Annotated in this window: 12 protein-coding genes and 3 pseudogenes; 5 read left to right on the top strand and 10 right to left on the bottom strand. The window is 65.6% G+C overall.

From position 1 onward, the window contains the following. Positions 1 to 15: 15 nt before the first annotated feature. Positions 16 to 930 carry a pseudouridine-5'-phosphate glycosidase gene (locus LRS09_RS23510; protein WP_257809425.1) on the top strand — a complete coding sequence of 305 codons (915 nt, stop codon included), beginning with the start codon at positions 16 to 18 and terminating at the stop codon, positions 928 to 930. A gap of 14 nt (positions 931 to 944) precedes the next feature. Here LRS09_RS23510 and LRS09_RS23505 read toward each other — a convergent pair whose 3' ends face one another. The 10 genes and pseudogenes from LRS09_RS23505 to LRS09_RS23460 all read right to left on the bottom strand — a co-directional run bounded on the left by LRS09_RS23505 (position 945) and on the right by LRS09_RS23460 (position 14,672). After that, positions 945 to 1,601: an OmpA family protein gene (locus LRS09_RS23505; RefSeq protein ID WP_257809424.1), complete on the bottom strand. Its 657-nt coding sequence runs from the start codon at positions 1,599 to 1,601 to the stop codon at positions 945 to 947. Between the two features lie 149 nt (positions 1,602 to 1,750). Then, positions 1,751 to 4,313: pseudogene (locus tag LRS09_RS23500) on the bottom strand (FAD-dependent oxidoreductase). Between the two features lie 194 nt (positions 4,314 to 4,507). Further along, positions 4,508 to 5,689: a hypothetical protein gene (locus LRS09_RS23495; RefSeq protein ID WP_257809423.1), complete on the bottom strand. Its 1,182-nt coding sequence runs from the start codon at positions 5,687 to 5,689 to the stop codon at positions 4,508 to 4,510. 45 nt (positions 5,690 to 5,734) lie between these two features. Further along, positions 5,735 to 7,200 (bottom strand): annotated as a pseudogene (locus LRS09_RS23490) (aspartate aminotransferase family protein). Between the two features lie 29 nt (positions 7,201 to 7,229). Further along, positions 7,230 to 8,240, bottom strand: a complete 1,011-nt coding sequence (locus LRS09_RS23485; protein ID WP_257809422.1) for an NAD(P)-dependent oxidoreductase — start codon at positions 8,238 to 8,240, stop codon at positions 7,230 to 7,232. Continuing rightward, positions 8,237 to 8,671, bottom strand: a complete 435-nt coding sequence (locus tag LRS09_RS23480) for a transporter (RefSeq protein ID WP_257809421.1) — start codon at positions 8,669 to 8,671, stop codon at positions 8,237 to 8,239. Before LRS09_RS23480 ends, LRS09_RS23485 begins: the two co-directional genes overlap by 4 nt. A gap of 135 nt (positions 8,672 to 8,806) precedes the next feature. Continuing rightward, positions 8,807 to 10,105, bottom strand: a complete 1,299-nt coding sequence (locus LRS09_RS23475; protein ID WP_257809420.1) for an FAD-binding oxidoreductase — start codon at positions 10,103 to 10,105, stop codon at positions 8,807 to 8,809. 50 nt (positions 10,106 to 10,155) lie between these two features. Further along, positions 10,156 to 11,598, bottom strand: a complete 1,443-nt coding sequence (locus LRS09_RS23470) for a UbiA family prenyltransferase (RefSeq protein WP_257809419.1) — start codon at positions 11,596 to 11,598, stop codon at positions 10,156 to 10,158. A 213-nt stretch (positions 11,599 to 11,811) separates the two neighbouring features. Beyond that, entirely contained in the window at positions 11,812 to 12,072 is a 261-nt protein-coding gene (locus LRS09_RS23465) for a hypothetical protein (protein ID WP_257809418.1), read from the bottom strand. A 107-nt stretch (positions 12,073 to 12,179) separates the two neighbouring features. Then, positions 12,180 to 14,672 (bottom strand): mechanosensitive ion channel family protein, encoded by a 2,493-nt coding sequence (locus tag LRS09_RS23460; protein ID WP_308240336.1) that lies wholly within the window; start codon positions 14,670 to 14,672, stop codon positions 12,180 to 12,182. Positions 14,673 to 14,840: 168 nt separating this feature from the next. Here LRS09_RS23460 and LRS09_RS23455 point away from each other — a divergent pair, with 168 nt between their 5' ends. The 4 genes and pseudogenes from LRS09_RS23455 (at position 14,841) to soxG (ending at position 19,907) form a co-directional block, all read left to right on the top strand. Beyond that, positions 14,841 to 16,100 (top strand): sarcosine oxidase subunit beta family protein, encoded by a 1,260-nt coding sequence (locus tag LRS09_RS23455; protein ID WP_257810299.1) that lies wholly within the window; start codon positions 14,841 to 14,843, stop codon positions 16,098 to 16,100. 12 nt (positions 16,101 to 16,112) lie between these two features. Next, entirely contained in the window at positions 16,113 to 16,415 is a 303-nt protein-coding gene (locus tag LRS09_RS23450; protein WP_257809417.1) for a sarcosine oxidase subunit delta, read from the top strand. After that, positions 16,412 to 19,327 (top strand): annotated as a pseudogene (locus LRS09_RS23445) (2Fe-2S iron-sulfur cluster-binding protein). The gene LRS09_RS23450 and the pseudogene LRS09_RS23445 overlap by 4 nt, the downstream one beginning before the upstream one ends. Then, complete coding sequence (gene soxG / locus LRS09_RS23440; RefSeq protein ID WP_257809416.1) at positions 19,320 to 19,907, top strand: sarcosine oxidase subunit gamma family protein; 588 nt, start codon at positions 19,320 to 19,322, stop codon at positions 19,905 to 19,907. The pseudogene LRS09_RS23445 and the gene soxG overlap by 8 nt, the downstream one beginning before the upstream one ends. Positions 19,908 to 19,919: the final 12 nt, after the last annotated feature.

The following is a 19,919-nucleotide window of genomic DNA, read 5'->3' as shown; positions in this document are numbered from 1 at the left end:
GCCAGGGAGACAGCCATGCTGAACGACACCCATATCGACATCCATCCGGAGGTGAGCCACGCCCTGCGCCGCGGCGGCGCGGTGGTCGCTCTGGAAAGCACGATCATCACCCACGGCATGCCCTACCCAGCCAACAACGACATGGCGGCAAAGGTGGAGGCAATCGTTGCCGAGGAAGGCGCGGTGCCCGCCACGATCGCCGTCATGGGCGGCCGTCTCAAGATCGGCCTGTCGGACGGCGAGCGGGCGGCACTCGCCACGACGCCGGGCGCCATGAAGCTGTCGCGGGCGGACCTGCCCTTCGCGATCTCCGAGGGCCGCACCGGCGGCACCACGGTCGCGGCCACGATGATCGCCGCGCACCTCGCCGGCATCCGCGTCTTCGCCACCGGCGGCATCGGCGGCGTGCACAAAGGAGCAGAGCTGAGCTTCGACGTCTCTGCCGACCTCGACGAGCTGGCGCGCATGGCCGTCATCGTCGTCTCGGCCGGCGCCAAGGCGATCCTCGACATTCCGAAGACGCTGGAAGTGCTGGAAACGCGCGGCGTGCCGGTGGTTGGCTACGGCGCGGACGTGATGCCCGCCTTTTGGTCGCGGCACTCCGACTTTCCCGCCCCGCTGCGCCTCGACAGCGCCGAGGCGATAGCCCGCTTCCAGCGCACGCGGGAAGACCTCGGCTTTCCGGGCGGCATGCTGATCGCCAATCCGGTACCGGAGCTGGACGAGATCCCGGCCGCGCGGATGCGGGGCTATATCGACGCAGCGCAGAAAGCCGCAGACGAAAACGGCGTCAGCGGCAAGGCCGTGACGCCGTTCCTGTTGCAGAAGATCCTCGAACTCTCGGACGGCGCGAGCCTGAAGACCAATATCGCGCTGGTCGAGAACAATGCCTGGCTGGCGGCGAAGATCGCAAAGGCTCTCGCCGCCTGAGCTCTACACGCCGATCAGGTGATCGGCGCGAGCTGGATCTCGACGCGGCGGTTCTGCGCACGGCCGGATTCGGTGGAGTTGGACGCGATCGGCTGTGTCTCGCCGAAGCCCAGCACCGAGAAGCGGCGCGGATCGTTGCCCTGCGAGGTCAGGTAGTTCGCGACCGAAAGCGCGCGGCGCTCGGATAGGCGGTAGTTGTAATTGTCGTCGCCGGTCGAATCGGTGTGGCCGTTCACGTCGACGAGGGTCTTGTTGTATTTCTTCAGCACCAGAGAGACGGCGTTCAGCGTCGGGTAGAAGCCGGCGTTGATCTGGTCCTGGTCGGTGGCGAAGGTGATGTTGGACGGCATGATCAGCGACAGGTTGTTGCCGTTGCGCACGACGCCGACGCCCGTGCCCTGCAGCGTCCGGCGCAGCTCTGCCTCCTGCTGGTCCATATAGGCGCCGATTGCGCCGCCAGTCAGCGCGCCGAGGCCGGCGCCGATCAGCACCGCATTGCGCTGTGCACGCGGCGAGCCGCCGACTGCGAGGCCCGCGAGCGCGCCGACGCCGGCGCCGAGAAGCGCCCCGCCCGCCGTGTTCGAAATCTTCTGCTCGCCCGTATAGGGGTCGGTGGTGCAGGCGCTGGCAAACAGCGCGACGGTGAAGGCCGCGACGATCCTGGTCTTCATGAATTCCCTCTCCTTACTTCCCGCATCCGGCGGATTCTGTCCCTTATGGGGCGTCTTGTAGCACGGATTGCGGCGGAATATGGAAGCGGCCGTTCGCTCCCGCCGGGAAAGTTGGAAAACTCGCACCGAATGGCACAGATCCGCGGCAATCAGGTCCGCGGCTTGAGGTTCTCCGGATCGTAAAGCGGCTCGTAGCCGACGCCGGCGACCTTCACCGGGTAGCGCTCGCCGAAATATTCGATCTCGAAATCGTTGCCTTTCACAGCGTGCTCGTGCGGCAGGTAGGCAAGCATGATCGTCTTGCCGATCGTCGGGCCATAGGCCATCGACGTCGTGAAGGAGCGGCGGCCGAGCGAATCGACCAGCGTCTCGCCGGTCGCGGGATCGAGGATCGGGCTTGTGCCGACCGGATAACGCGCCACGCCCTTCGAATCGACATTGCTTTCGAGCGTCAGCGTGCACAGCGTCGCCGGCTGGTGCGGCCGGGCGCGGTGTTCGAGATGCCTCGCCTTGCCGCGGAAATCCGCCTCCTTGACCTTCGGGCGTTGAAGATCAGCTTCCAACAGATTGTATTCGGTCAGCAAATCGGCGTTCTGGAGCCGCAGGCTCTTCTCCATGCGGCGGCTGTTCGCGTAAGTCTCGACGCCGAACGCCATCACCCCGGTGGAGCGCAGCGCATCCCAGACGGCCAGTCCGTCCTCGTACTTCATATGCAGTTCCCAGCCCTGCTCGCCGACATAGGAGATGCGGAAGGCGGTGACGTCCTTGCCGCCAATACGGACCGGCTTGATCGCCGCGAAGGCGAAGTTCTCGGGATCGAGGCCGGCGGGATTTTCAACCACCTTCTTCAGTGTCGCACGGGCGTTCGGCCCCCAGATACCGATGGTGACGAACTTTTCCGACACGTCGGTGATCGTCACGTCGAGCCCGCGGTCCTCGGCGACGCGGCGCATGTAGTGGAAGTCGCGCGGCCCGGCATCGGCGCCGTTGACCAACCGGCAGCGGTCGGCCATGCGGAAGACGGTGAAATCGGCCCGCACCATGCCCTCATCGTCGAGGAAATGGGTATAAATGCCCTTGCCGATGTTGGCGTCACCGCCGATCCTGGCCGCGCACAACCATTCGAGCAGCTCGACATGGTCGGGCCCGGCGATGTCGACCATGTGGAAATGCGACAGGTTGACGATGCCGCAGTCCTCGCTCATCGCCAGGTGCTCGGCGTTGGAGACACGCCAGAAGTGGCGGTTGTCCCACTCGTTCTCGCGGACGGGCACGCGGTTGCCGTATTTTTCCAGCAGGTGCTCGTTGGCGGCATAGCCGTGCGCGCGCTCCCAGCCGCCGAGTTCCATGAAGTAGCCGCCGAGTTCCTTCTCGCGCTCGTAGAAGGGCGAACGCTTGATGTTGCGCCCGGTCGCATAGGGCTCGCGTGGGTGGACCGCCGGATTGTAGACCTTCTGCGCCGCCTCGCCGCAGCGGCCGGCGATGAAGTCTTCCTTGAGCTGGTGCGGATAATAACGCGAATAGTCGATCTTGTTGTGGTCGATCTCGGTGCGCCCGTCCGTCATCCAGTCGGCGACGAGCTTGGCCATGCCGGGCGCGTCCTTGACCCAGATGGCGACGGCATACCACAGGCCCCTCACCTTCTGGCTCTCGCCGATCGACGGGCCGCCATCGGCGGTCACCTGCAGCAGGCCGTTGAACGAACGGCGCTCGTCATAGCCGAGCTCGCCGAGGATCGGCGTCAGCTCGATGGCGCGCTCCAGCGGCGCGATGATCTGCTCCATGTCGAGGTCGCGCTGCGAGGGCGACAGCCGCGCCTGGTCCTTCTCCAGCAGATCGCGCGGGTGGACGAGGCGCGGATTGTGCTCCTCGTAATATCCCCACTCGATCATGCCGCCCTCGGCGGTCACCGGATCGCCGGTGTCGCGCATATAGGCAGAGTTGCCCTGGTCGCGCAGCAGCGGAAAGCCGATCTCCTTGCCGGTGCCGGCAAACTCCGTATACGGACCGAAGAACGTCAGCGGATGATCGATCGGAATCACCGGCAGGTCCTCACCTGCCATTTCCGCGATCAGCCGCCCCCACAGGCCGGTGCAGACGACGACATAGTCGGCCATGATGGTGCCGCGGTCGGTGACGACGCCCTTGATCCTCCCGTCCTCGATCACCAGCGACTTGGCCGGCGTGTTGGCGAAGGCCTTCAGCCTGCCTGACTTCTCGCCCATGTCGACGAGCTTGTGCGCAACGGTCTGCGAGCGCGGGATGACGAGGCCGGCATCGGGGTCCCACAGTCCGCCCTGCACCACCGATTCCTCGATCAGCGGGAATTTTTCCTTGATCTCGGCCGGCTCGATCAGCCGCGCCCGCGTGCCGAACGCCTTGGCCGAGGCGATCTTGCGCTTGATCTCGTCCATGCGCGCATCGTCGCCGACACGCGCCACCTCCAGCCCGCCGATTCTGTTCGTAGTGGCCGAGCTTCTCGTAGAAATCGATCGAGTAGAGCGAGGTCCAGCACGACAGGAAGTCGTGGCTGGTCATGTAGCAGAAGTCCGATGCATGCGCGGTCGAGCCGATGTCGGTCGGGATGCCCGACTTGTCGACGCCGACGATGTCGTCCCAGCCGCGCTCGATCAGATGGTGCGCGACCGACGCGCCGACGATGCCGCCGAGACCGATGATGACGACCTTCGCCTTGGTCGGAAACCCTGCCATGGGACTGCTGCTCCGAAATCGAATTTTCTCGGCAGACTATAGAGCGGCCGGGCGAGAGTGCAGCCTGTTTGCGACATCGTCGAAACGCGCCGCGACCACGGGCGCATACTGGCGATCAGCGAACGTCCTGCGGGTCACGATGTGACCGCTGTCCGGATCGCGACATGAATATCCAGGAGATGCGTGCCGACCCGTCAGGGCGCCTCGAACCGCGGCTTCCAAGCGGCGGCGAGCACCAGCGCCATGCCGGAGATAAAGACGAAGTAGAACCGGTCGTCGGGCAGCGGGAAGGAGGCGAACTTGCCAAGCGTGCCGATGGCAAGCGCGAAGGCCAGCGCGTTGGCACGGCCGCCGCGCATCATGCCGTATTTGTTGAGCAGCGCCCAGGCGGCCGTCATCAGCGCCAGCAGCGCCGGCCAGTCATTGTTCTGCAGCGACACGACCACGCCGCGCGCATAACCCTTGGCGAAGGCGACCAGCGAGAAATCCGGATGGAAGTTGGCCATCGAGTTCTGGATCTGGACGCAGGAGAAATAGAAATGCGCCCACCAGCCGGGATGCTCGCCATACTTCGAGATCAGCATGCAGGCGACGAGCGAGGCGACGAAGGTGACCGCCATCGGCAGCCAGCGCCAGGAGAAGAGCACCGCTGCGATCAGCAGCGCGAAGATCAGGATGATGTTGTCAGGCCGCACGAACACCGAGGCGAACAGCAGCACGCCGGCCAGCGTGTCGCGACCCCGCCACAGACAGTAGAGCGCGGCGGCCGACACCAGCGCGAGCAGCATGTCGGGCGTCACCGCCGTCGTCATGCGCGAATAGTCGGCGAGAAGCAGCATCGGCACCAGCATGAAGGCCGCCTGCAGCGCGTTCTCGCGCCACAGCCACCACAGGCCGATCAGGCCGAAGCCGATGCTGGGCAGCACGCTCAGCAGGATCGATGCGTTGACGAGGCCGGCCACCGGTTCCAGCGCGCGCAGCAGCCAGACATAGGCGATCTTCACGCGATACATCGACAGCTGCGACTGGAAGTCGGCCGGATTTTCCCACTGATTCAGGTTATAGGGATTGGACTGCTTCAGCTTGAACTGCTGCTCGGGCGACGAGCCGGCGTCGATCTGTGCCCAGGTCTCCCGGTGCAGTTCCTGCGCATCCTGGACGCGATTCTCCAGCGCGGTCGCCACATAGGCGACCATGTCCCAATTGTAGTCGGGCTTGAACGTCGCATAAGCGGCGATCGCGGCGACCGACAGCACCATGAAGAGCGCGGCCAGGCGGTCCAGCAGGCGGCCCCGCGACACCGTCCGCACGACGGTTTCGCCCAGCCCCGTCCGCAACGCCCAGCCGATCAGCGTCCCCTGCTGCGCCCCTTGCATGCCCTTCGCTCCCCTGCCCCTATTTGTGACCTGATCGCCCCCCGATCAGGTCACTTGGCTCTTCACGAAATCCTTCACGATCGAGATGATGCCGCGGCCGAGCAGCTTGTCGAACGCGTCGACGAAGGTGTCGACATGTTCGCGCTGGCAGATCAGCGGCGGCTCCAGCCGGATGACGTTGCGGTTGTATTCGGTGAAGGCCACCAGGCAGTCGTAGTCGCGCAGAAGCAACGCGCCGACGAAACCGGACAGCGAGCCCTTCAGCTTGTCGTCGAGCATGGCCACCACCGGGCGCAGCACCATCGGCAGCGTCTGCGAGAAGTCGTGGAACTCCAGGCCCACCATCAGCCCGCGCCCGCGCACATCCTTGATGATCTGCGGGTACTTGGCCTTCAGCGCGTTGAGGCGGTCGAGCAGGTAGTCGCCGACATCCGCCGCATTGTCGATCAGGCCCTCGTCGTAGAGCACGTTCAGCGCCTCGATCGAAGTGGCGCAGGCCTCGCCCATGCCGCCGAAGGTAGCAGGCGCATGGATCATCGCCGTCTTCGGCGTGCCGTAGGCCTTCATGAAGATGTCGCGCTTTGCGATCATCGCGCCCATCGCCGTCTTGCCACCGCCGAGCGACTTTGCCAGCGCTGTGATGTCCGGCACGACGTTGTAGTGCTCGAAGGCATAGAAGCGCCCGGTCCGCCCGTAGCCGCACTGCACCTCGTCGGCGACCCAGATCACGCCGTACTGGTCGCAGAGCGCGCGCAGCTTGGTCCAGAATTCAGGCGACGCCTGAATGATGCCGCCGCCGCCCTGCACCGTCTCCAGCACGATCGCGCCGATCTCGGGATCGGACTTGAAGGCATTCTCGACGGCGTCGATGTCGCCGAAGGGCACCTTGACCGTATTGCCGGTCAGCTTGAATTCGCCGCGGTAGAGCTGGCCGTCAGTGATGGCCAGCACGCCCTTGGTCTTGCCGTGGAAGGAATTCTCCGCATAGACGATTTTGGGCCGCTTCGGCCCGGCGGCGCGCTCGGCGAGCTTCACCGCCGCTTCCATAGCCTCTGAGCCCGAGGAGCCGAGGAAGACCATGTCGAGGTCGCCCGGCGAGCAGGCCGCCAGATTGTGCGCGAAGGCGGTCTGGTGCATTGCGACATGAACGCGATCGCGATCTCGTGCCGCTTCTCGTCCTGGAACTTCTTGCGGGCTTCCAGCAGGCGCGGATGGTTGTGGCCGAAGGCCAGCGAGCCGAAGCCGCCGAAGAAGTCGAGGATCTTCCGGCCGTTCTTGTCGATGTAATACATCCCCTCGGCGCGCTCGACTTTGATCTTGTGGAAGCCGAGCAGCTTCATGAAATGCAGCTGGCCCGGGTTCTGGTGCGCCTTGAACAGGTCCGTCATGCGGGCCACGTCCATGGCCTTGGCCTCCTCCACCGAGATCAACTTCGGCTTGCGGGTGGCGTTCGGCGTCAGCGTCGGCGCGTCGACAATCGCGCGGGTGTTCGTCGTCTCAGGCTTGGTCATCACGGTCATCGTCTGCCCCTTGATTCAATTCACTCGGCCGGCACGGAGTGCGCGGCTGCGACCGCCTTGCCCTCCTTCTTGGCCCTGTATTCGCGATAGGCCGCGATCAGCATGTCCTCGTCGCGGAACTGCGGCACCCAGCCGAGGTCGCGCTTGCCCTTCGACACGTCGAGCAAGCAATCCTCGTCGGCGATCAGATACTGTTCCGGATCCATGATCGGCATGTTCATGGCGTCGAGCAGATCGAGCGTGCGCTTGACCGCCCAGCCGGGCGTCGGGATCAGAATCGACTTCGAGCCGGCATGCTTGATCAGGTCGCCGAGCAGCTTGCGCACCGAAGGCGGATTGAGCGAGCCGAGATTGTAGGCCTCGTTCGGCACTCCGGCCTTCCAGGCGGCGCGACAGGCTTCTGCGCAGTCGAACACCGAGATGAACTGATACGGGTTCTTGCCCGAACCGATCATCGGCACCGGCAGGTTCAAGTCGATCAGCTTGAACAGCTTTTCCAGGATGCCGAGGCGGCCGGGACCGATGATGAGACGCGGACGGAACAGCGAGATGTTCATCCCCTTGTCGCGCCATACGGCGGCGAGTTCCTCGGTCTTCAGCTTCGACAGGCCGTATTCGCCGAGCGGGGCGACCGGATGGTCCTCCGTCATCGGATGGAACACGGTGTGGCCGTAGATCATGTCGGTAGTGAAGTGCACCAGTTTCGGTGCGCCGGCGGCCGCCATCGCCTCGATGATGTTCTCGGTGCCGTGATAGTTCACCGGCCAGAAGAACTCGTGGCGCTTGGCCCGCACCTGGATCGGCGACAGCATCTTGGCCGACAGGTTGTAGACCATGTCGTCCGGCTTGATGCCGACCGCTCGGACCTCGTCCGGCTTGGTCACGTCGCAGCGCACGAAGCGCACCTTGCCGTAGTGCGGCAGATCGCTCTTGACGATATCGGCAACGACGACCTCTTCGCCATCGGCCTGCAGCTTCGGAGCCAGGTGACGGCCGACGAAACCGTCGCCGCCGAAGATGATGTGTCTCATTGGGTAAGCTCGCTGGACTGGACAGATTTGGGATTCGACTGATTGGAGGTCTCGGCGTGGCCGCTGCCGCCCTGGGCGATCAGTATCGTGCCGACGCAGATCGCCGCGATGCCGGCTATCCGGAAGCCGTTGAGATCCTCGCGGAAGACAAAATAGGCAAACACGGCGACAGCCACATAAGCCAGGCTGAGGAACGGATAGGCGAACGATAGTTCGACCTTCGACAGCACGTAGAGATGCGACGCCATCGAGATGACGAAGGTGCAGAGGCCGAAGAAGACCCAGGGACTGAACACGATCTGCAGGATCTTGATCACCGGGTTGGTACCGGCGAATGAAATATCGCCCAGCGACATCATGCCCTGCTTCAGCATGAGCTGCGCCGCGGCGTTGGTCATCACAGTGAATAAGATGAAGCCTATGTATTTCATGCGAATTCCCCGTCCTCACGCCAGACGTACCACACAGATGGAAACGAACTGGTGAACGACCCTTTCAAATTTTACCTAATGTGCCGGAATAACACATAAGTCCCGTTATGGCACAGGTGTCCGCTCGCGCCGCGCCTACTCGGCGGCCGATGCAAAGCCGGTGCCAGACGCGGGCAGCGCCAACGCCGTACGGCGCCAGAAGTCCGAGACGAAGGCCGGGTCGCGCAGCGATCCGAATTCGCGCCAGCGCGGGAACGAGGCCGCGAAGGTCGCCGCTCCCATCCGTGCATCCTTGTAGGGGTTGATCGCACCGCCCGCCTCGACCGTGATCCGGTCGAGCTGGTCGAGCAGCGCGCGTGTCGACTGACCCCGGTTGGGAAAGTCGAGCGTCAGCGTATAGCCCGGCCGCGGAAAGGACAGCATGCCGGGGGACGGCAGGTGGCCGAACCGCTTCAGGACGGTAAGGAACGAGCCCTGCCCCGCCTTGCGCGCGGCGTCGAACAGCGCCGGGATCGCCTCACGCGCCGTCGCGAACGGCACCACGCTCTGGTGCTGGAACAGGCCGCGCGGCCCATACAGCCGGTTCCAGTCGCGCACGCCGTCGAGCGGGAAGAAGAAGCCCTGGTAACCCGACACCGCGACGTCGCGGCGGCGGCCCTTGGCGAGCCGGTACGCCATGTTGAACGCCTTGAGGAACGGCCGGTTGAGCACGTTGAACGGCGGCTGGAACGGCACGGCAAGCTTGCCGCCGGGCGGCAGGGCCTGTCGCGAGCCGCCCTCGGCATGGTTGCCGGTGAGCAGCAGCCCCCTGCCCGCGCCGCGACCGCCCGCAAGCTGGTCGATCCAGGCGACGGCGTATTCGTTCTTCGCATCGGCCTCCTCGGCGATCGCGAAGAACTCGTCCAGACTGTCGAACGGCTCGATCTTCTCGGCAACGTCCAGCGACGGGACCGGCATCAGCCGGATCGCTGCGCGCAGGATCATGCCGGTCATTCCCATGCCGCCGATGGTGGCGGCGAACAGTGGCGTGTTGTCCTGCGCGCTCAACCGGCGCACCTGGCCGTCGGACTGCATCAGGTCGAGCCAGATCACATGCCGCCCGAACGTACCGCGGCGGTGATGGTTCTTGCCGTGCACGTCGTTGGCGATCGCGCCGCCGAGCGTGATGAACTGGGTTCCCGGAACGACCGCCGGAAAGAAGCCGTGCGGCGCGCCGGCTGCAATGATCTCCGGCAAGAGGATACCCGCCTCGGCCTCCAGGATACCGGTCTCGGTGTCGAAGGCGGCGAGACGGTTCATCGAGCGCATGTCGACGATCGTGCCCGACGAGTTGAGGCAGGAATCGCCATAGGAGCGCATGTTGCCGACGGCCAGCATCGCGCCGGCCCTCTGGCGGCCGTCCCGGAGCCGGCGAGCGGCCTCCTGCGGCTCCATCAGGGCGCTTGCGGCGGGAAAGACCCTGCCGAAGGATTGATGTCGCGCGGTCACTTGATCAGGACCGCGGCGAAGAGCAGCAAGGCGCCGAAGGCGGCGACGAGCTGGCTTCGCCAGTCGCGGATGATGAAGACGATCGGGTCGTCGTGCATCTCGTCGCGGCGAGCGAGAATCCAGATGCGCATCGTCATGTAGAGCACGATCGGCGCCAGCGGCCAGATCAGCGCCGGCTCCGCGTACTGCTCGCGCACGGCCGCGCTGTCGATATAAAGCGCGAGAACGAGCGCGGAGGAGAAGGCCGAGGCCATGCCGGCCTGCGCCACGATCTCCTGGTCCTCCGACCTGTAGCCGCGCCCGGCGATGCGCTCGCCCGGCTTGATCACGGTGGTGCGCAGCTCGACATAGCGCTTCACCAGCGCCAGCGACAGAAAGAAGAAGATCGAGAACGCCAGCAGCCAGAACGACACGTCCGTGCCGGTCGCCGCAGCCCCCGCCAGAATGCGCATCGTGTAGAGGCCGGCGAGCGTCATCACGTCGATCAGAAGCATGCGCTTGAGCGACAGCGAATAGGCCGTGGTGGCCACCAGATAGCCGGCGAGCACCGCGCCGAATTCCCATGGCAGGAGCAGCGCCGTGCCAACGCTGATCAGCAGCAGCACGGCGGCGCAGGCCAGGCCGAACGGCATCGACAGGAGCCCGCTCGCGAACGGCCGGTTGCGCTTCGTGGCATGGCGACGGTCGAGAGCGAGGTCGAAGAAGTCGTTGACGATGTAGATCGCCGATGCCGCCGACGAGAACGATACGAAGGCGATCGCGCAGGCGAGCAGCATGCTGGGATTGAAGTATTCGTGGCTCAGCACCATCGGAACGGCGATCAGCACGTTCTTCAGCCACTGATGCGCGCGCAGCATCTTGATGATGGTCTTCGCCGATGCCTTCGGCGTCTCGATCAGCTCGCCGCCGTTGCGACGGTGCCAGCTTGCCGCCGCCCGGTCCGGCGCCACGATCAGGGCGGTCCTGGCGCGGTCGAAGACGGCAAGGTCGTGCCTGCTGTTGCCGGCATAGTCGAAGCCGCCGTCGCCGAACGCATCTTCCAGCGCCGCGCATTTGCGCTTCGAGGTCAGGTTGCCGAGCCGGTCGGTCGCCAGCACCAGGTCGAACAGGCCGAGATGGTTGGCGATCGCGTCGGCGAACTTGCGCGGCGTGCCGGTCGCGAGCACGAGCCGCCGGCCGGCGGACTGCTCCTCGCGCAGGCGGGCGACCACTTCGGGCCGGTACGGCAGGGAAGCGGGATCGATGTCGATCCGCTCGGCGATCTCGCATTTGAGACGCGCCGGCCCGCCCGACAGCGCCCAGTAGATCGCCGCGAACAGATAGAGCGGGTTCTTGCGGATTAGCAGGAACAGGCCTTCCCACAGAAGGTCGGTCGCAATCAGCGTGCCGTCGAGGTCGACGGCGAGCGGTATCGCCGTGTTGTCCGTCCTGGCGTCCATGATCGGTTTACCCTGCATCCCTGTCCGCGTGCGTCCCTGTCGCGGTTGACCGGACCATAGCCGGGGCACGCTACGGAAAGCTGAATCGGGCCAGCCGTGAAAAGGCCGTGCGGATCGGAATTCGAGATTACTCTTAACGGAGCCTTGCCGCAAAACATAAAAGGCCGGGCAAGCGCCCGGCCGCCAGGGAGACCAAACCGGAGCGACCAATGCTTAGCGGATGCGCATCTTGCCGCCGGAGATTTCCACCTGCTCGGTGCCGAGCAGCGTCTCGCGTTCGCCCGAAAGCGAGACGAAGCAGCCGCTCGGGCAGAACTCGGCGCTCTCGCCGCCGGCCAGCGAAAGCTCCTGCTGGCTGCCGCCCTCGGTCACGACGACCGTGCGCGCTTCGCTGTCATTGTTCACGATGCTCGCGGCATTCCCCTGCGAGGTAAGCGCAACCAGCGCCGCGGTCATCACCAGAAACTTCTTCATTGCCTGAACCGGTGTTTCCACCGCCTTCTGTCCAATGCGAGGACGTTCTCGTCCTTTGCGAATGAGCTTATATGCAATTCAGCCTGAACGGCAACTGAACGGGCCATTCAGGTCTCGTCGTCCCCGCCCGCGTCGCCGTCCGGGTCGATGCGGCTCCGCCGGCGCTTCGGCCGCGCCTTCGCGGCCTTGTCGCGGGCGGCCACGATCATCTGCTCCTCCGCGTGCGCCTTTTCCTGTGCCGCCTCCTCGTCCTCTTCCTTGGTCGGCATCATGCGCGGCGTCGACGGTATTTCGATGCCGGCCTCGGCGAATGCGTCCAGCAGGGCGAAGCGGATGTCGTTCTGTGCCCGCATGCCGTTGAGGATGTCGGACAGGAAGACGCGGATCTCGAACTCCAGCGCCGCCGGGCCGAAATTGGCAAAGAGCACGAAGGGCTCGGGGTTCTTCAGCACCAGCGGATGCGCCTTCGCCACCGCGGCCATGATCTCGTGCGCCTTGTGCACGTCCGACCCGTAGGCGACGTTGACCTTGATCTCGACGCGGCCGAGCTTGTTGCGATGCGTCCAGTTGCCGACGGCGGCGTTGATGAGTTCGGAGTTCGGCAGGATCACGGTCTGGCGCTGGAACGTCTCGATCTCCGTCGCGCGGACGCTGATCTTCTTCACCGTGCCGGAGGTTGTGCCCGCCACCACCCAGTCGCCGACCTTGAACGGCCGCTCCGCCAGGAGGATCAAGCCAGAGACAAAGTTCGACACGACGTTCTGCAGGCCGAAGCCGATGCCGAGCGACAGCGCGCCGGCGATGAGCGCGAGGTTGGAGAGGTCGATGCCGGCTGCCGAAATGCCGATCAGCCCCGCCAACGCCACACCCGCATAGCCGACAGCGGTGCGGATCGAATTGCGCACGCCGGCATCGACGCGGCCGCGCGTCATGACGGAATCGTCCAGCCAGCTCTGGAACCAGCGCGTGGCGAAGAAGCCGATCGCAAACACCAGGATGCCGGTGAAGATGCCGATCAGGGAGAACGATACCGTGCCGATGCGGATCTCGGTGGCGATCGAATAGGCCCAGGAACGGATGTCGCCCCACTGGAAGCCCCATTGCAGCAGGATCAGCGGCAGGCCAACGAAGAGGACGAAGATGTTGATCAGGATGCTGCTTGCGAGCCCGAGCTGGTCAAACGTCGCCTCCTCGATCCGCCACCGTTCGCCAAGCCGCCGGCCGAGCGCGGTTCCGGCGAAGGCACCCTCCTCCGACAGCGCGCGACCGCTGAGCACGCCGATATACATCATGGCGAGAATCGCGCCGGTGACGACGATCTGCTGCGAAACGAACTTGGCCATGCCGATATAGCCGAGCAGCGCTGCCAGCACCGTCGCCGCACCGACGATGTAGAAGGCGATGCGCAGCAGCACCGGCCAGGCCTTTGGCCTGCCCTCCGCGTCGGCGAAGGGCTTTACCGTCGCGATCAGGATGAGCAGGATTCCGACGATGACGGTGGCCAGCAGCGATTCGCCCACCGTCAGCGCGAGGGCCGCGCCGCGGATGCGGAAGATCTCGCTGAACAGGTAGTCGGCGCCCGTGGCGATCGACATCGCCGTGATCAGCCACACGAGCAGGCGTGCCGGGCGCGGCTCGATCTCCAGTAGCCGCCAGTTCGGCAGCTTCGGCGACAGCACGGCATGCGACAGCCGGTTGACGAACAGGACGAGCGCCAGGACGATGAACAGCGACCGCAGCATCGCGCCGATGTCGCCGCGCAGCACGTCGAAATAGTCGAAGAAGAACCAGGTGCTCAGGAAGAACACCGCGATCGCCGCCGAGCGCAGGAAGGTCGACCAGAACGCCACCGACAGGCGGCTGATATACGGCGGATCCGGATCGGTTGGGTCGGCATAGATCAGCCGGCCGAACAGGCGGCCGCCGCCGATCCTCAGCACCAGCGCGCCGGCAAGGGCGAAGAACGCGGCCGTCAGCACCGAGGACAGCTTGTACTGGACGACGAACTTCAGCCAGGACGACACGGTCATATAGAGCCGCGACAGCTCGTCGGAGAAATCCTCGGCCACTTCGCCCAGCAGCGCATAGTCGATCTCGTAGCGCTTCGACAGCGTGTTGGCGAAGAGATCGCGCCGCATTTGCGAGACCTCCTCCATCAGCCGGTTCACCCGCAGCGAGGTCGCCTCCGCGTCGCCGATCAGCACGTTGATCTGGCTCTTCTCGCTCAGCAGCGCCTGCCGCTCGGTGGTCACCATCTCGGCTTCTGGCGGCTGCCCTTCCGCCGGCGGCGAGCCCAGAGATTCGAGGCGGGCGTTGATCTCGCTGAGGCGCGGGCGGAACGCAACGCCCGCCTTCAGGATATCCTTGTTCAGCGCATCGAGTTCCAGACGAAGGTCGGCGAGCCGCGCATCGTCATTCGCATTCGCCTCGATCCGCTTCTCGAGCTCGTCGGCCTTGCGGCCCAGATCCTGGATCACCGTCTGCTGCGTCGCGACGATCTCGGGCACCGGCCCTTCCGCGGACGACGGGACGACAAGCACCGCGGCCATCAGCAGCGCGATCAGGAGAGCAGCCAGTTTTTGGAGGGGATTGGTGTTCAACGCGCTCGTGCCGTCGGATTCGTCCGCCCATCAATAGTGAGGCTGGCCGGACGCGGCAAGGCGCGAGGGCGGTCGCGTCGGCCTTTCGAAAAGCGATGGCGCTTTCCTCGCCTTCGCCACCGAGACCGCTCTATACTGTAGCCGGGAATCTGCGAGGTGTCGGCATTCATGGCGGAATATTCGGTCTTCTCCCTGCTGAGGAACGCCTTTTCGGCGTCGCCCGACTGGAAGCCCGCCTGGCGCAAGCCGGATCCGAAGCCGGAATACGACGTGGTGATCGTCGGCGGCGGCGGGCACGGACTGTCGACTGCATACTATCTCGCCAAGGAGCACGGGATCACCAATGTCGCGGTCGTCGAGCGCGGCTGGCTCGGACAGGGCAATATCGGCCGCAACACGACCATGATCCGGTCGAACTACCTGCTGCCCAAGAACCAGCATTTCTACGAGCATTCGATGAAGCTGTGGGAGAACCTCTCTCACGAACTCAACTACAACGTCATGTTCTCGCAGCGCGGCTGCCTCAACCTCGCCAACTCGCCGGGACAGCTCGACGATTTTGCCCGCCGAGGCAACGCCATGCGTCATGTCGGCATCGACGCCGAATTGATGACGCCGCAGCAGATCAAGTCGCTCGTACCCGCGCTAGACCTCAACTTCGGCGGCCGCTTCCCGGTCTATGGCGGTCTGATGCAGCGCCGCGCCGGCACCGCCCGCCACGACGCCGTTGCCTGGGGTTATGCGCGCGGCGCCGACCGGCGCGGCGTCGACATGCTGGAAAACTGCGAGGTCACCGGCTTCCTGCGCGACGGCGACCGGATCATCGGCGTGCAGACGACGCGCGGCGAGATCCGCGCGAAGAAGGTCGCGGTCGTGGTGGCTGGCCACACCGGGCAATTGATGAAGATGGCCGGCGTCGACCGCCTGCCGATCGAGAGCCACGTGCTGCAGGCCTTCGTCTCGGAGGGGCTGAAACCGTTCATGGACACGGTCGTCACCTTCGGCGCCGGCCACCTCTACGTCACCCAATCCGACAAGGGCGGCATGGTCTTCGGCGGCGACATCGACGGCTACAACACCTACGCCCAGCGCGGAAACCTGCCGATCGTCGAGGACGTGATGAGCGAGATCGCCGCCATGTTCCCCGGCCTGTCCCGCGTGCGCCTGCTGCGCTCCTGGGGCGGCATCATGGACATGTCGATGGACGGCTCGCCAATCATCACCACCGGCCCCCTGCCCGGCATGTATCTCAACACCGGCTGGTGCTACGGCGGCTTCAAGGCGACCCCCGCCTCCGGCTGGTGCTTCGCCTGGACCATCGCCCGCGACGAGCCGCATCCCTACAACGCCGCCTACACCCTAGACCGCTTTCATCGCGGCCTCGTCATCGACGAGAAGGGCCAGGGCTCCACGCCAAGGCTGCATTGAGATGTCGCTGTCATGCTGATCACCTGCCCCTATTGCGGCCCTCGCGATCTCTCAGAGTTCACCTACCAGGGCGATGCCAACCGCATCCGCCCCGATCTCACCTCGACCGACCAGGCGGCATGGAACGCCTACACCTATGATCGCGTCAACACGCTGGGCGACCATCAGGAATTCTGGCAGCATTCCGGCGGCTGCCGAGCGCATCTGAAGGTGGTGCGCTCCACGCTCACCCACGCGATCTCGTCCGTCGCCTTCGCTCGCGATCACGGCGAGAAGAAATCTGCCGGCCGCCGCAAGCCGGGAGGCGCGAAATGAGCCCACGCCGCGCCAATGCCTCAAGCCGCGTCGACCGTTCGCGCTCGATACGCTTCTCCTTCGACGGCCGCATCTACACCGGTCATCCCGGCGACACGCTCGCCTCCGCGCTGATGGCCGACGGCGTTACCGTCTTCGGCCGCTCGTTCAAATACCATCGTCCGCGCGGCGTGCTGACCGCCGGCGTCGACGAGCCCAATGCGCTGGTGACGCTGATCCGCGGCGCCATCCGCGAGCCGAACCTTCCGGCCACCCAGGTCGAGATCTATGAAGGCCTCGAAGCCGTCTCGCAGAACCGCTTTCCGTCGCTTTCCTTCGACGTCGGAGCAATCAACCAGTTGGGCGGCAAGCTGCTGGGTGCCGGCTTCTACTACAAGACCTTTATGGGTCCGGTGGTCGGCCCGCTGAAGGGGCACCCGGTTCTGGATGTTCTGCGAGCACTTCATCCGCCGCGCAGCTGGCCTCGGCCGCGCCGGGACGGCGAAGGACACCGCCCGCTACGAGCGCATGAACGCCTTCTGCGACGTGCTCGTCGTCGGCTCCGGGCCTGCGGGCCTGAAGGCAGCGCGCGATGCGGCGGGCGACGGCGGCCGCATGATCCTGGTCGAGACCGACCCGCTGCTGGGCGGCTCGGCACGCTGGTCGGGCGGACGGATCGAAGGTACTAGTCAGCGGCCGACTGGGTCGAAGAGACCATATCGGGCCTCGGCGAATTGCCGAACGTCAGGCTCCTGCCGCGCACCACCGCCTGGGGCTATTACGACGGCAACACGATCGCGGCAACCGAACGGGTGACCGACCACAAGCGTGAGGCGGCGAAGGGCGAACCGCGCCAGCGTCACTGGGTGATCCGAGCGAAACAGGTGGTGCTCGCGACCGGCGCCTTCGAACGCCCGATCGTGTTCCCAGGCAATGACCGGCCGGGCGTCATGCTGGCCTCGGCGGCAGCGCGTTTCGCTTCCGATTTCGGCGTGCTGCCTGGCGAGCGTATCGCGATCTTCGCCAACAATGACAGCGCCTACGCCAATGCCGCGCTGCTGCGCGAGGCAGGGGCCGCGATCGTCGCGATCGTTGACGTGCGCGCGGCGATCTCGGACGAAGCGCGCCGCCTCGCCGCCGACTGCGGCGGCGAACTGCTCACCGGTTACGCTGTCGTCGGCACCGAAGGCGGCAAGGCGCTGTCGGGCTTCAAGGTGCAGAGATTCGATGCGGCCAGCGGCGCGCTTTCGGGCGATCCGCGCGTGGTCTCCGCCGACCTTCTGGCCGTCTCCGGTGGCTGGTCGCCCGCGATCCATCTCGCCAGCCAGGCGGGCGCCGGCAAGGCCGAATGGGACGCGACGCTGCAGGCCTTCCTGCCGCCGAAGCCGGCGCAGGACTGGACAGCCGTCGGCACTGCCGCGGGCGACTTCTCCGGCGGGTTCGGCCTAGACATCGCGCCTGCCCCCGTCTTCGAAATCCGAGCGAGCGGCAAGGCCTTCGTTGACCTCCAGCACGATGTCACCGCCGACGACGTGCGCCTCGCCCACCGCGAAGGCTTCGTCGCCGTCGAGCACCTGAAGCGCTACACGACGCTCGGCATGGCGACCGACCAGGGCAAGACCTCGAACGTGCCGGGCCTCGCCATTATGGCTGAGGCCAGCGGCAAGCCGATCCCCGAAGTCGGCACGACGCGTTTCCGCGCCCCGTTCTCGCCGGTCTCCATCGGCGCCATCGGCGCCGAGCGCATCGGCGATTTGAAGCCTGACCGCCTGACGCCTATGCATGACTGGCATGTCGAACAGGGTGCCAAGATGTATCCCGCCGGCCTCTGGCATCGCCCTGCGGTCTACGGCGCGCCGGGCGAGACGGTGGAGCAGGCCTATATCCGCGAGACCAGGGCCACGCGCTCCGCCGCCGGCATCGTCGACGTGTCGACGCTCGGCAAGATCATGGTCCAGGGTCCGGACGCGCCCGAATTCCTCGACCGCGTCTACACCAACCTGTTCTCCACCCTGCCGGTGAACAAGGCCCGCTACGGCCTGATGCTGCGCGAGGACGGTATCGCTTATGACGACGGCACGACCTGGCGGCTGTCCGAACACGATTTTCTCATGACCACGACGACGGCCAACGCCGGCAAGGTCATGCAGAACCTCGAATATTTCCTCGACGTCTACTGGCCGGACCTGAAGGTGACGCTGACCTCCGTCACCGACGAATGGGCAGGCGCCTCGATCGCCGGCCCGCGCGCCCGCGACATCCTGGCTTCCGTCGTCACCGGCACCGAAGTGGACAACGACACCCTGCCCTTCATGGGCATCGTCCGCGGCCAGGTTGCGGGCATCCCCGTCATAATCTGCCGCCTCTCCTTTTCCGGCGAACTGGCCTACGAGGTCTATTCGGGCGCCGGTCACGGCCGAGAGGTGTGGGAGGCGCTGACCGAGGCCGGAAAGCCGTTCGGCATGGTGCCCTACGGACTGGAAGCGCTCGGCACCATGCGCATTGAAAAGGGCCACGTCACCGGTGCCGAGATCGACGGCCGCACCACCGCGCGCGACCTCTATCTCGACTGGATGCTGTCGAAGAAGAAGCCGTTCATCGGCTCCGCGATGATGGACCGCGAAGGGCTGATGGACGAAAACCGCATCCGCCTCGTCGGCCTCGTCTCGCTCGACGGGCGGCCGCTCGCCGGCGGCGCGCATCTGGTCGAGCACAACGACCCGACCGTCCTGCGCGACTCGATTGGCCACATCACCGCCGTGTGCTTCTCGCCCTCGCTCGGCAAATATATCGGCCTGGCGCTGGTGAAGGGCGGCAAGGCCCGCCACGGCACTCGTGCCTATGTCTCCGATCCGCTCCGCAACCGCTTCGGCCCCGTCGAGATCGTGAACCACCATATGTTCGATCCGGAAGGGAAACGCATGCATGGTTGAGCAGCTTTCCCCTCTCGGGTCCGCCTGGAAACCCGGCCGTCATAACGTCGCGGGAGGCGCGCCCGGCGTGACGCTTTCCGAAACGAAGCCCGGCTCGATCGTGCAGGTCGCTGCCTGGCCGGGCGAGGAAAAGGCGGTGATCGATGCCATCCGCTCCGTCACCGGCCTGAAATTGCCGGACGGCGCCGGCGGCGGCATCGCAACCGAGCACAAGGCCGCCTTCGGCTTCGCCCCGGGCAAGTTTCTGGTCGTGACGCAGATCGAAGGCATCGAAGCGGAGCTTGTGAAGGCGATCCCGATCGCCCTCGGCACGGTCACCGGCCTCTCGCACGGCCGCACCGCGCTGCGCGTGGCCGGCCCGAGGGCCGAATGGGTGCTGGCAAAGCTCTACCCGATCGACTTCGCGCTCCCCGCCTTCCCACTCCACGCCGGCCGCTCGACCACACACCACGACGTCTTCACCCAGATCCAGCGCACCGGCGCCGACAGCTTCGACCTCTACATCTTCCGCTCCTTCGCGCGGTCGTTCTGGACAACGCTGTGCCATGCGGCGGCGGAGGTCGGATACGAGGTGCGGTAGCATATCATAGCG

The organism is Mesorhizobium sp. J428 (assembly GCF_024699925.1).
Classification (GTDB): Bacteria; Pseudomonadota; Alphaproteobacteria; order Rhizobiales; family Rhizobiaceae; genus Mesorhizobium_A.
The sequence above is the reverse complement of the archived record's forward strand: the minus strand, read 5'-3'. Positions and strand labels throughout refer to the sequence as shown.